A 12,721-nucleotide genomic window follows, 5' to 3' on the forward strand; every position below is an offset into this window, starting at 1 on the left:
CGGGGAGGTGGGCGATGGCGACCGTCACGCGTCGGATGCGCTGCGAGCCGCACGACGTGCTCGAGTTGCTCGCCGACGGCTGGAGCTACGCCGCGTGGGTGGTCGGCACCGCCCGGATCCGCTCGGTCGACGACGAGTGGCCCGCGCCCGGTTCGCGCATCGCGCACTCCGTGGGCCTGTGGCCCGCCCTGCTCGACGACACGACGAGCGTCGTGTCCTGGGACCCGGCGGGACGCCTCGAGCTGCGCGCGCGGGCCTGGCCCGCGGGGGAGGCGCAGATCCTGCTCGAGGTGCGTCCGCACCCGGACGGCGGCACGTGGGTGCGCATGGTCGAGGACGCGGTCCGGGGGGTCGGCACGCTCGTGCCCCGACCGCTGCGCTCGGCGGCACTCGTCCCGCGCAACGTCGAGACCCTGCGGCGCCTCGCCTACATCGCGGAGGACCGCTCGACCCGCTGAGCCTCGCCCGCGCGCCCTCGTCGGGCCTCTTCTGCGACGAACGGCCCGTGCCGGCCTCGTCGGCTGCCTGTAGACCGACACGAACCGTCTCGCCCGTTGATACGCCCGCCCGGCTGCGACGCGCGTGACCAGGCGAGTTCCGGAACACTCGCACCATTCGGGTGTGGCGGCGGGAGGACCAGGCATGAGCGTGCTGCGGACCAAGACGATCGAGCAGTCCCTGGCCGACGCCGACGAGCCGGAGTACCAGCTCAAGAAGTCGCTGTCGGCGCTCGACCTCGTGGTCTTCGGGGTCGGCGTCGTGATCGGCGCGGGGATCTTCACGCTGACCGGGCGCGCGGCGCACGAGGTCGCCGGACCCGCGATCGTCCTGTCCTTCGTCGTCGCGGCGTTCTGCTGCGCGCTCGCGGCCATGTGCTACGCGGAGTTCGCCTCGACCGTGCCGGTCTCGGGGTCCGCGTACACGTTCAGCTACGCGAGCATGGGCGAGCTGATCGCGTGGATCGTCGGGTGGGACCTGCTGCTCGAGATGTTCCTCGGCGCGAGCGTCGTCGCCCAGGGGTGGAGCGCGTACCTCGGGACGTTCCTGGAGAACCTCGGCTGGGTCCTGCCGGAGTCGATCGCGTACGGCGGTGTCGTCGACCTGCCGGCCGTCCTGCTGATCGTGTTCCTCGGTGTGCTGATCTCGTTGGGCATCAAGGAGTCGATGCGCGTCAACCTGGTGCTCGTCGGGATCAAGCTGTTCATCGTCCTGTTCGTGATCGTCGCGGGCATCCAGTTCATCTCCGCCGCGAACTACGACCCCTTCATCCCGGCGCAGCAGGTCACGGAGGCGAAGTCGGGCATGACGCAGCCTTTGCTGCAGGCGCTCGCCGGGATCGAGCCGTCGGCGTTCGGGGTGACGGGCATCTTCGCCGGGGCGTCGCTGGTGTTCTTCGCCTACATCGGGTTCGACGTGGTCGCGACCACCGCCGAGGAGACCAAGAACCCGAAGCGCGACCTGCCGATCGGGATCATCGGCTCGCTCATCATCTGCACCGTCCTGTACTGCGCGGTCGCGCTCGTCGTGACCGGGATGGTCAGCTACGACGAGCTCGACCCGGCCGCCGCGCTGGCCAACGCGTTCGAGGTGCACGGCCAGGACTGGATGGCCACGGTGATCTCGGCCGGAGCGGTCGCCGGCCTCACGACCGTGGTGCTCACGCTCATGATCGGCGCGTCGCGCGTGATGTTCGCGATGAGCCGGGACCACCTCCTGCCGCCGCGGCTCGCCAAGGTGCACTCGCGCTACCGCACGCCGTGGGTCATCACGGCCGTCGTCACCGGCGTGTGCGCGCTCGTCGCCGGGTTCACGCCGGTGGGCGTGCTCGAGGAGATGGTCAACATCGGGACGCTCTCGGCGTTCGTGCTGGTCAGCGTCGGGGTGATCGTCCTGCGACGGACGCGTCCCGACCTGCCGCGATCCTTCCGGGTGCCGTGGGTGCCGTGGCTGCCCGCCGTGTCCGCGGCCGTGTGCCTGTACCTCATGCTCAACCTGCCCGTGGAGACGTGGCTGCGGTTCCTCGTGTGGCTCGTGATCGGCTTCGGGATCTACTTCGGGTACTCCCGCAAGCGGTCGCGCGTGGGCCTCGAGGCCGCGCTGCGCGACGCCGACCGCGTGTGACCTCGTCGTTTGATGGGATGAATCTTCCGGGTTACCGTGTTGGAGCCGGAGACCGCCGCACGACGGCGTCCCGCGTCCCCCTCCCGAGGAGCTGCCCCGCTGTGAGCACGATCCTGACCGAGCGCCGAGCTGTCGACCTGTCCCGGGTCTCCAGCGCGCTCTGTCGTGCCACCCCCCGGGGCTGTTGACCCCTTCTCGCAGCGCGCGCTGAGCCTCGGCCGCCGCTGACCCGCCGCGCCTGAGCGCGGCCTCCGGCCCTCGTCGGGCCCTCCCTGTCGCACCACCGCGCCGTTCGCCGTGCGTGCCGACGTCACCCTCCCGCGCCGCGGCGCCCTCGTCGCGCGCCCTTGAAAGGTCACCCGTGTCCGACACGTCCCCCCAGCGCAGCAGGCTGCGCTTCCCCTCGTTCAGCGTCCAGGTGATCCTGGGCCTCGCGCTCGGCCTCCTGCTCGGCTGGGTCGCGCTGCAGATGGGGCCCGTCGCCGACGGCTCCGCGAACTGGCTCACGACGACGCTCGACACCATCGGCTCGTCGTTCGTCACGCTCCTCAAGGCGATCGTCCCGCCGCTGGTGTTCCTCGCGATCGTCGCGTCGATCGCCAACCTGCGGCACGTCACCAACGCCGCACGGCTCGCCGGCCAGACCCTGCTGTGGTTCGCGATCACCGCCGCGATCGCCGTCGCCGTGGGCATCGGCCTCGGCCTGCTCTTCCAGCCGGGCGCGAGCTCGACGCTCGACCCCGCCGCCGGCTCCGAGCCCGGCAGGACCGGGAGCTGGATCGACTTCCTCAACGGGCTGATCCCCGGCAACTTCCTGGGCCTGGGCGCCTCGACCCAGCTCGCCGAGGACGGCACCGCGTCCACGTCGATCTCGTTCAACGTGCTGCAGATCGTCGTCGTCGCGCTCGTCGTCGGGATCGCCGCCCTGCGCTCCGGGAAGGCCGCTGAGCCGTTCCTCGCGTTCAACCGCTCGGCGCTCGCCGTCGTCCAGAAGGTGCTGTGGTGGGTCATCCGCCTCGCGCCGCTCGGCACGCTCGGGCTCATCGGCAAGGCCGTCGCGACCTACGGCTGGGACCTGCTCTCGCCGCTCGCCACGTTCGCCATCGCGATCTACGTGGGCCTGGCGATCGTGCTGTTCGTCGTCTACCCGGTGATCCTCAAGGCGCACGGGCTGCGTATCCGCTCGTTCTTCCGCGGTGCCTGGCCGGCGATCCAGCTCGCATTCGTGTCGCGCTCGTCCATCGGGACGCTGCCCGTCACGCAGCGGGTGACCGAGCGCAACCTCGGCGTCCCGTCGTCCTACGCGTCGTTCGCGGTGCCACTGGGCGCGACGACGAAGATGGACGGTTGCGCCTCGATCTACCCCGCGATCTCCGCGATCTTCGTCGCGCAGATCTTCGGCGTGGACCTGTCCCTGACCGACTACCTGCTCATCGCGTTCGTCTCCGTCGTCGGGTCTGCCGCGACCGCGGGGCTGACCGGCGCGGTCGTCATGCTCACGCTGACGCTGTCCACGCTGGGCCTGCCGCTCGCGGGCGTCGGGCTGCTGCTCGCGATCGACCCGATCCTGGACATGGGCCGTACCGCCGTGAACGTCGCGGGTCAGGCGCTGGTCCCGACCGTGGTCGCCAAGCGTGAGGGTCTGCTCGACGTCGCCCGGTACGAGTCGTCGTCCGCTGCGGACCTGTTCAGCGACGACGCGGCGGTTCCGTCCGACGGGGCTGCGGCGTCCGACGAGGGTGTGGCGGCCGACGAGCACGCGGCCGACGAGGCTGATGACCGTCAGCCTGTGTCCGTGGCCTGATCGGCCGAGACCGGCGCGCACGCGCCGGTGAGGGACCGCACTCCTGTCACGTGCAGGGCGAGGCCCCGACTGCGGACCCATGCAGTCGGGGCCTCGTCGTCGTGTGGGCCCCGGTGCTGGGCCGTCGCGTGGGCCCGCGGTGCTCGGCCGCCGTGCGCTGCGACGCCGGCTCGGGTGGCGTGCTTCGGGACGGCGGCGCGCCGATCGCCCGTTCTCGAGCGGCGGTCGACGTCTGTGCGCCGCGTGATCCGTCGATCCGTCGGTGCGTCGGCCCCTGGTGACGTCCCTGCGCGGTCGTGTGCGGGACGAGCGATGCCCGCGAGGAGGACCGCAGAGCGCCGACGGCAGGCTGCGGATGCAGCCGAACCGCGCCTGTGGATGGGGCGGGTGCGTGTCAGCGGCCTATGGAACACTTGTTCGAATCGAGGGGGCGTCCTGCTGGATCGCACGGGGGTGAGTGATGACGGCGCTGCAGGAACGCGCGCGGCGGGATGTCATCGCACTGCGCGAGCCTCCGAGCACCGACGCGAGCGCGGAACCCAGCGACGCGAGCCGACTGGTGGTCGATGCCCTCGCGCCCGGGCGTGAGGTCGGGTCGCCTGGGAGGGCTCACCTCTCCGGCGCCGATCGCGTGCCGCCCGCCGATCGGCCCGCCGTGGTGACTCCTGCGTGCCGGCCGGAGCCCACGGCATCGCGAGCCACCGGTCGCACAGGCGGGAGACCGTTGGCGCACTGGCCGGTGCACGCGGAGCAGTTCCCTGTGCCTGGCATCGGTGCTGCCGCGCTCGCCGGCCGGCTCGAGTCCGCGGTCGTCGCGGATGCGGACGACGTCGAGCTCCTGGGCCTGGTGGTCGGCTGGCAGCAGCTGATCGGGCTCGCGGTGGCGGCGCAGGCCTCTGTCGTGCGCGAGCTTCTCGCCCGTGGGCACGGGCTGTGGGGCGACCTGCCGCAGGAGGTGGCGGCGGCACTCGCCTGGACCCGGACCGCGGCGCAGATGATGGTCGCGCGCGCGGGGTCGCTGGGGGACCATCCCGCGCTCGACGAGGCGCTGCGCTCGGGTGCGATGGACGTCCGCAAGGTCGACCTGGTCCTCGACGAGGTCGCCGCACTCGTGGTGGGCACGGACGAGCTGCCGGACCGTGACTCGGTCGGGCGGGCGACCGAGCAGGTGGTCGCGATGGCGGCCGAGTCCGCGAGCGACCTCACGCCCACGCAGCTGCGCCGCACGGTGCGACGCGAGGTGCTCGCGGTCGACCCTGCCGCGACGCGCGCCCGCGCCGCGCAGGCCCGGGCTCGCCGGTGCGTGCGGGTCGACTGGGCGCCCGACGGCATGGCCTGGGTGTCCGCGTTCCTGACCGCGCCGGACGCGATGGTCGTGCGCACCGTGCTCGACGCCGCGACGGACGTGACCGACCTCGTCGACGACCGGACCCGTGACCAGCGCCGGGCGGACCTGTTCGTCGCGCTGTTCCGGGACATCGCCGACTCCGGGGTGCTGCCGTGCGGAGAGCGGCTCCCCACTCGCCAGCGCACGCGACCCCACATCCAGGTCACCGTCGCCGCCACGACGCTCCTCGGTCTCGACGACAACCCCGCCGAGCTCGCGGGTCACGGACCGATCCCCGCCGAGACTGCGCGACTCATCGCCTCCGACGGCACGTGGCGTCGGCTCCTGACGGATCCAGCCGACGGCACCCTGCTCGAGCGGAGCAGCCGCGCGTACCGCCCCGGCGCTGTCCTCGGCGCGCACGTGATCGCGCGCGACGTCACGTGCACGTTCCCCGGCTGCGTGCGCCCCGCCGGGACGTCCGAGCTCGACCACATCGCTCCGTACCGGGCCACGGCCACCGGCGGCGACGTCGGCCCGCCCCAGACGACGGCGAGCAACCTGCACGCGGTCTGCAAGCGCCACCACGACCTCAAGACGCAAGGGCTCTGGAAGGTGACTCGCGACCTGCCCGGCGGTGGAACGGCCTGGACCTCGCAGCTCGGGATCACGTACGTCACGCATCCCCAACCGGTCCTCGCCACACCCCGCGCCTGGCAGCACGCCCCCCGCACCCACCACCCACCCGACGACGCGCCACCACCCTTCTAGCCCTACCGACCCGCAGAGCGACTGACCCGGCCGATCGGTCAGACGCCGTGCACGTTCCGTGGTCGGAGGTGCGCGCGGCTCTGACGGCGCCGCGCGCGCCTCCGGCACACCTGAACGTCGTGGCGCTCGGTCGGCGACGTCCGCGGCGTGGACCGCCGCACTGACGAAGTGGTGCCTGACGCTGACGAGTGGTGCCTGACGCTGACGAAGTGGTGCCTGACGCTGACGAGTGGTGCCTGACGCTGACGAGTGGTGCCTGACGCTGCTCAGTGGGTGAAGGACTCCCACCGGTGCGCAAGGAGGTCGCGGTCGGGATGGTCGGCCGGTCTGCGCGGCAGGGTGAGGGTACGGCCGTGCATCTCCTGCAGGCCGTGGCGGAGCATCGGGCCGTCGATCTCGTCCATGAGCTCGCGGTCGATGTGGACGACGTAGTCGGGCGTGACGCCGAGCATCTGCTGGTCGAACGCGGCGTGGTGGATCTTGCACAGCGCGAGGCCGTTCGGCGTCGTGGGTACGCCGAGCTCAGACGCGTCGGGCGCGATGTGTGCGGCGTCGAGCAGCGATCCATGACGCAAGGTGCAGACGGCGCACCGCGTCTCGTAGGCGAGCAGCACGCGCGTGCGGAAGGCGGGCTGATGGAGCCGCTGCTTCGCGAGCCTCAGGGCGTAGGCCCGTTGGGGCTCGCTGAGGTGGCGGACGTCGGGCATGTACCGGAACGACTCGTCGAGGGCGATGAGGAAGCAGCTGTCCTCCGGCACGTCGTCGACGACGTACACGGGAGCGATCGGCGTGTAGAAGTTCGCGGTCTCCTTGCGGAAGAGGATCAGGGGCATCCCGGTCTCGATGGCGGCGCGCAGCTTACGGTTGTCGCCGCCGAAGGGGTCCCCGCTGCGGTAGGCGTAGTGCAGGAGGCCGTCGGTCGGGTCCTCGACGTCGTCGTAAGGGCCGTGCGCCGACTGCACGATTGCCAACGTCGACGCGAAGTCCGCGGGGTTCCGGATGCCGCGCGAGTAGTCGATCAGCGGCAGGTCCCGGCCGCCGGCTCGGAACGCGAGCAGCTCGTGCCGGTGGAGGTACCCGCCGTTCGCCTGCGCCCGGTGCTGGACCCACTCGATGATCTCGGCGCGCAACGCTGCTTCGACTGCGGTGTCCACGCTGGGAGCTCACCACGCCGACGTGCTGCTGGCAAGGATGAGCGGAAACCGGCGATTCGGGCGGAACCGGTGAGTAGCGTCGGGCGTTGTCCCGGTGGTGGATGAGCGCCGAGAGGCGCGCGGGGCCGGTGCCGCGTGGCGGGTGTGGGTGGCGCCGCGTACGGTCTCGTCGGTCGGTCGTGACGGAGCAACGGTGTACCAGCGAGGAGGCAAGGGTGGACGTTGCGGGGGAGATCCGGGTCGAGGTGGAACCGGGCAGCACGGTCGTACGCATGATCGGCGAGATCGACGTCGCGCTGCGGGAGCAGGCGAGCGAGTCGATGGTCGCGGCGATGACCAGTGACGGCGCGATCGTCGTCGACGCCTCCGCGGTGACGTTCATCGACTCCTCCGGCGTCGCGTTCGTCCTCCAGCTCTTGCACGCCGCTCGGGAGGCAGGGCTGGCCGTCTCACTGCACGATCCGGACCGGACGGTGCGCAGCGTGCTGGAGATCGTCGGCGCAGGTTCGCTCCTGCCGCCCGAGCCCGCGGTCGTGTCGGCGGGCAGTGGACCCGCGCTCCTCGGAGACGGAGCCGTCGCGACCTCGATCGGCTGACGCGCGACCAGGGCTCAGCAGGACGCCAGGCAGCGTCGGGCAATGGTGGGCCAAGCGCTACCCACGGGTCGGTCAGCGTTGTGCCACTGGTAGATCGCCGAGTGCGCCCGTGTGAGTGAACCGACTATTCGGTGTGCTTCGGGACCGGAAATACCTGCAGGTCAATGGCGATCGTAACGATACGATTCTGGCCGGCGCATCGAACCGAGACACCCCGGCCGGACGCCGCAGCACCCTGCCCGCCCGCCCGCGCACGACCTCTCGGAGCCGTTCACATGGCCAAGGTCCTCACGACCGGCCGCCCCTGGCGCGTCATCCTCGTCTTCGCCGTCCCGCTGCTCGTCGGCAGCATCGTCCAGCAGCTCTACCAGGTCGCCGACGCCTTCGTCGTCGGCCGCACCCTCGGCGTGACCTCGCTCGCCGCCGTCGGCGTCGTCGGGGCGCTGCTGTTCCTGCTGCTCGGTGCCGCGTGGGGTATGACGTCCGGGTTCGCCATCCCGACGGCTCAGGCCTTCGGTGCCGGCGACCTCCGCGGGGTGCGCCGGTCGGTGGCGACGGGCACGATCCTGGCGGCGATCGCGAGCGTGGTGCTGACGGTTGTCGCGATGGCGCTCGTGGACCCGGCGCTGGGCTGGCTGCACACGCCCGCCGAGCTGGTGCCCGAAGCCCGGACGTTCGCGCTCGTCAGCTTCGCAGGCTCGGCCGTCACGATGTTCTACAACTACCTCGCGGCGATCATCCGGGCGATCGGCGACTCCCGCACGCCGCTCGTCTTCCTCACCGTGAGCTGCCTGCTCAACGTCGTCCTCGTGATCGGCCTGGTCAGAGGGCTCGGGACGGGGGTCGGGGGAGCCGCGCTCGCGACGGTCGTGTCCCAGGCCGTCTCGGTGCTGCTCTGCCTCGCGTACGTGCGGCGCCGCGTCCCGGTCCTGCACGTGCGGCGCGAGGACTGGCGGATCGACCGCGGCGACGTGTGGCGGCACCTGCGACTCGGCCTGCCCATGGGCTTCCAGTCGTCGATCATCGCGATCGGCACGCTCGCGGTGCAGCTGCGGCTCAACGAGCTCGGCCCCGACGCAGTCGCGGCGTACACGACCGCCGCTCGCGTCGACGGTCTCGCCGTCGCGCTGCTCGCCTCGCTCGGCCTCGCGGTCTCGACGTTCGTCGCCCAGAACCACGGCGGCGGCCGCCCGGACCGGATCCGGCGCGGCGTGCTCCAGGCCATCGGCATGTCGCTGATCGGCGCGCTCCTGCTCGCCGCCGTCCTCATCACGAGCGGCGCGCACCTGGTCGAGCTGTTCGTGGGGCCGGGCGAGGAGCGCGTGGTCGAGATGGCGGCGCTGTTCCTCACCGTCAACGGTGCGATGTACGTGGTGCTGGGGGCGCTGTTCGTGCTGCGTGGTGCGCTGCAGGGGCTCGGGCAGTCGTTCGTCCCGACGATGACGGGCGTGCTCGAGCTCGCGATGCGCGTCGGTGCGGCGGTCGTGCTCGGCGCCGCGTTCGGCTACACCGGCGTGGTGTGGAGCAACCCGCTCGCGTGGATCGGCGCGATCGTGCTGCTCGTGCCCGCCTACGCCCGCGCGCACCGGATCCTGGGTGCACGACAGGACGCCGCCGCGGTCGCGGCGAGCCCGACCACGACGAGCCCGACCACGACGAGCCCGACCACCGGGACACCCGTGGAACCGGGAGACGTCGGGGCGCCCGAGGTCGTCGTGCCGCAGCCGCGCGACGGCGCTCACGACGACGCGCACGACGAGCCGCGCGTCGACGGTCGGATGGCGCTGCCGACCTCCTGAGGCACCGCGCCCGACGACGCCCCGCCCGCCCGCGTCGCACTGCGACGACGGCGGGCGCGGCGGCGAGCGGTGGCGGTCCCAGGCCCCGGCGCGGAGGCTCAGGGCCCGGCCGCTCGTCGTGCGCCTCGCGTGTCAGGGCGAGGGCTCCACCTCGCGCAGGTCGCCTGTGCGGTCCAGCTCGAGCATGCGGTCGAGGGCGAGGCGCGCCAGGAAGGCGTCGTCGTGGCTCACGACGAGGAGCGCGCCGCGGTAGGCCGCCAGCGCTGCGACGAGCTGGTCGACCGTGGTCAGGTCGAGGTCGTTCGTCGGCTCGTCGAGCACCAGGAGCTGCGGCGGAGGGTCGGCGAGCAGCAGCCGCGCGAGCGCCACGCGGAAGCGCTCGCCGCCCGAGAGCGTCCGCACCGGGCGGTGCACCGTGTCGCCGCGCAGCAGCAGGCGCGCCAGTCGGTTGCGCAGGTCCCGGGTCGGGACAGACGGGGCCGCGGCGCCGACGAGCTCGAGCGCGCTCGCGTCGTCGTCCAGGTGCCACGACCGCTGCGGGAGGTACCCGACGCGATCGGTCAGCAGGCGCACGCGCGACGCGTCGATCGGCAGCTCGCGAGCGTCGTCGCCGCCCGGCGTCCCGTGCACGAGCAGCTCGAGCAGCGTCGTCTTGCCCACACCGTTGGCCCCGACCAGCGCGACCCGCTCCGGACCCTGGAGAACGATCGTCGTGGCCGCGTCTCCCGACGAGCCCGGCAGCTCCGCGATCCGGCGGCCGCGCGGCACGTCGGGGTCGCCGAGCTCGAGGTGCACCGACTCGTCGTCGCGCACCCGCGCGGCCGCAGCCTGCGCGGCGGCGCGCGCGGAGGCGACCTTGTCGTCCATCGCGCGACGGTGCCGGCCCGCGGTCGCCTCGGCCTTCGACGCCCAGGCGTTCAGCACGATCGGCGCTGCCTTGGCGTTGAGCGCCATGGTGCGGCCCTGCCGGGCACGCCGTGCGAGCTTGGTCTCGGCCTCGATCCGCTGCCTGCGCTCGACCTTCACCTGCTGCTCGGCGGTGCGAGCGGCCTGCGCCGCCGCGTGCTGCTCGGTCTCGAGCTGCGCTCGCCACGACGTGTACGGCAGTCCGTGGACCGACAGGCGGCTCGCGTACAGCTCCGCGGTCTCGTCCATCTCGTCCAGGAGTGCCGTGTCGTGCGAGACGACGACGAGCGCGCCCGGCCAGGTGCGTACCAGCTCGCGCAGCGCGGCGCGCGCGGCTCGGTCGAGGTTGTTCGTCGGCTCGTCGAGCAGCGTGACGGCCGCGCGCCGCAGCCGGAGCCCGGCGACGGCGACGAGCATCGTCTCGCCCCCGGACAGCGTCGCGACCGGGCGGTCGAGGTCGTCGGCGCCCAGACCGAGGGGGTGCAGCGCGTCGGCGGCGCGGGCCTCGACGTCCCAGTCGTCGCCGACGACCTCGAAGTGCTGCTCGGCGACGTCGCCGGACTCGATGGCGCGCAACGCAGCGAGCGTCGCGCCGACGCCCAGCAGGTCGGCGACCGTCGCGACGGCGTCGAGCGTCACGTGCTGCGGCAGGTGGGCGACGTCGCCGGCGACGACGACCGAGCCGGACGTGGGCGTCAGCAGACCCGCAGCGAGCCGCAGCAGCGTCGACTTGCCCGAGCCGTTCGCACCGACCAGACCGGTACGGCTTGGCCCGAACGAGCCGGTGACGTCGGTCAGGGTGACGGTCCCGTCGTCACGGACGAGCGTGACGTCCGCGAAGGTGACCGAGGGGCGCGCCGACGTGCGCGCAGGGGAGGGCGAAGAGGGGGTGAACATACGGGCTCCGGGGGTTCGGCGGGTGCGCTGAACCTCGCCCGCGCCTCACGGGGCGGCGGGGGATGTGGTCAGCGCGGCTGGCGCGGCGCGAACCGGGTGCCCGTCATGATCACGACCTTCGTTCGACGACAAGGACGCCGTACGGTCACACGACCTCGCAGGCGCCGGCAACGGAATATGGGTGCCTCTCGGCCGGTGTGGAACGCGGCTGCGCCGCTGAGCGAGGACTGCCTGCGAGCCACGACGCGCGGTGAGCGTGCACGACGGCGGGGCTCGGATGCGCCTGTGCCGTTCGCTGACGGCTCCGGCGGCGCGGGTCTGTCGTCCTGGGTGCTGGCGGCACCCCGGCCCGGGTCAGATCGAGGTCTTGCGTGCGGTGCGAGGCCGCGCCGCGGCGGAGGGTCTCCCGGACGTGGGCGTGGCGGTGACGGACGTGGCAGGTGCGGGTGTCGTCGCCGGCGCCGTTCCCGGAGGGTCCGCGGGGGTCGTCGAGGTCTGTCCGGCGGGTGCCGTCGCGGGTGGCTGCGCCGCCGTCCCCTCGGTGTCCGCCGCGGTCGTCGGGGTCTGCGGTCCCTTGGCCGGGGGAAGCAGGACGGCCCCGCTCGGCGGGAGCCCTTCCTGCGCGCGCTGCTCCGCGCGTGCCGTCGTGACGGTGTTCGACCCGAAGTAGAAGGCCGCCACCGCGGTGACGAGCGTCGCGACCGTCGTCACGAGCTGCTTGGCGAGGTCGTCGGACGTGCGGGTGGCGGTGGGCGGCGGGTAGAGCACGACGTCGTAGACGGTGGTGCCGTCCTGCAGGCGTTGCGTCGAGGTCTGCACCTGCTCGATCGGGATCTGGGCGAGCTGCGCCGTGCTCAGCCCCTCGAGCGAGCGGAACGAGGCCGGGTCGCTCGACACGCGGTTGCGCGTCGCGTCGAACAGGAACATCGCGCTGATGAAGAACAACATGATCAGCAGCAGCGCGATGACGGCGCGCACGCTCCCGGTCGGCAGGCCCATCGCCTCGTGCCCGTTGTCCAGGCGCAGCCGCTTGAGGATCACGCTGAGCGCGCCGACGACGAGGATCAGCACGACGGCCGCCGCCACGAACACGAGTGACAGGGCGGCCGTCGGCTGATCGGTGTTGAGCCGCTGGAGCAGGAGGACGATCGCCGCGAGGACGCCGACCGACACGAACGCCGAGATCACGAGCGCCGTGACGGCCGACCACCGGTTGCTCTCCATCTCGCGCGCGGCCGGGCCAGGTGTGGACTCGGCGTCCTCACCCTGTGCGGAGCGGCGGATCTGGCGCCACATGCTGCGCACGCCCATGACGCCAGGGTGATCGTCCGGACAGACCGGGCACA

Annotated in this window: 9 protein-coding genes; 6 read left to right on the forward strand and 3 right to left on the reverse strand. The window is 72.5% G+C overall.

The annotated features are described in order from the left end of the window. The first annotated feature begins 14 nt into the window (after positions 1 to 14). The 4 genes from CGE01nite_RS01980 (at position 15) to CGE01nite_RS01995 (ending at position 6,023) form a co-directional block, all read left to right on the forward strand. A complete protein-coding gene (locus tag CGE01nite_RS01980) occupies positions 15 to 458 on the forward strand; it encodes an SRPBCC family protein (RefSeq protein WP_141368664.1) in 444 nt (147 codons plus the stop codon). A 184-nt stretch (positions 459 to 642) separates the two neighbouring features. Continuing rightward, entirely contained in the window at positions 643 to 2,121 is a 1,479-nt protein-coding gene (locus tag CGE01nite_RS01985; RefSeq protein WP_141368666.1) for an amino acid permease, read from the forward strand. A gap of 361 nt (positions 2,122 to 2,482) precedes the next feature. Then, complete coding sequence (locus tag CGE01nite_RS01990; RefSeq protein WP_048343909.1) at positions 2,483 to 3,925, forward strand: dicarboxylate/amino acid:cation symporter; 1,443 nt, start codon at positions 2,483 to 2,485, stop codon at positions 3,923 to 3,925. Positions 3,926 to 4,685: 760 nt separating this feature from the next. Then, positions 4,686 to 6,023, forward strand: a complete 1,338-nt coding sequence (locus CGE01nite_RS01995; RefSeq protein ID WP_170210863.1) for an HNH endonuclease signature motif containing protein — start codon at positions 4,686 to 4,688, stop codon at positions 6,021 to 6,023. Positions 6,024 to 6,289: 266 nt separating this feature from the next. Here CGE01nite_RS01995 and CGE01nite_RS02000 read toward each other — a convergent pair whose 3' ends face one another. Then, positions 6,290 to 7,177 (reverse strand): HNH endonuclease, encoded by an 888-nt coding sequence (locus CGE01nite_RS02000; protein ID WP_141368670.1) that lies wholly within the window; start codon positions 7,175 to 7,177, stop codon positions 6,290 to 6,292. A 215-nt stretch (positions 7,178 to 7,392) separates the two neighbouring features. On the opposite strand from CGE01nite_RS02000, the gene CGE01nite_RS02005 reads away from it, so the two are divergent. Beyond that, on the forward strand, positions 7,393 to 7,773 hold the full coding sequence (locus tag CGE01nite_RS02005) for an STAS domain-containing protein (RefSeq protein WP_048343911.1): 381 nt from the start codon (positions 7,393 to 7,395) through the stop codon (positions 7,771 to 7,773). A gap of 275 nt (positions 7,774 to 8,048) precedes the next feature. Next, positions 8,049 to 9,572: an MATE family efflux transporter gene (locus tag CGE01nite_RS02010; protein WP_141368672.1), complete on the forward strand. Its 1,524-nt coding sequence runs from the start codon at positions 8,049 to 8,051 to the stop codon at positions 9,570 to 9,572. A gap of 132 nt (positions 9,573 to 9,704) precedes the next feature. Here CGE01nite_RS02010 and CGE01nite_RS02015 read toward each other — a convergent pair whose 3' ends face one another. Together CGE01nite_RS02015 and CGE01nite_RS02020 are read right to left on the reverse strand one after the other, a co-directional pair. Beyond that, on the reverse strand, positions 9,705 to 11,375 hold the full coding sequence (locus CGE01nite_RS02015; protein WP_141368674.1) for an ABC-F family ATP-binding cassette domain-containing protein: 1,671 nt from the start codon (positions 11,373 to 11,375) through the stop codon (positions 9,705 to 9,707). A gap of 354 nt (positions 11,376 to 11,729) precedes the next feature. Then, the gene (locus CGE01nite_RS02020) at positions 11,730 to 12,686 is read right to left on the reverse strand and encodes a DUF1345 domain-containing protein (RefSeq protein ID WP_141368676.1); all 957 of its coding nucleotides are present in this window, start codon (positions 12,684 to 12,686) and stop codon (positions 11,730 to 11,732) included. Positions 12,687 to 12,721: the final 35 nt, after the last annotated feature.

Origin of the sequence: Cellulomonas gelida, from assembly GCF_006538725.1 — a bacterium.
In the GTDB taxonomy this organism is placed as follows: Bacteria; Actinomycetota; Actinomycetes; order Actinomycetales; family Cellulomonadaceae; genus Cellulomonas; species Cellulomonas gelida.

Bases quoted from the DNA above. Each gene is read 5' to 3' on its own strand.
- CGE01nite_RS02015 (WP_141368674.1), bottom strand. From the start codon at position 11,375: ATGTTCACCCCCTCTTCGCCCTCCCCTGCGCGCACGTCGGCGCGCCCC.
- CGE01nite_RS02020 (WP_141368676.1), bottom strand. From the start codon at position 12,686: ATGGGCGTGCGCAGCATGTGGCGCCAGATCCGCCGCTCCGCACAGGGT.
- CGE01nite_RS01980 (WP_141368664.1), top strand. From the start codon at position 15: ATGGCGACCGTCACGCGTCGGATGCGCTGCGAGCCGCACGACGTGCTC.
- CGE01nite_RS02010 (WP_141368672.1), top strand. From the start codon at position 8,049: ATGGCCAAGGTCCTCACGACCGGCCGCCCCTGGCGCGTCATCCTCGTC.
- CGE01nite_RS01985 (WP_141368666.1), top strand. From the start codon at position 643: ATGAGCGTGCTGCGGACCAAGACGATCGAGCAGTCCCTGGCCGACGCC.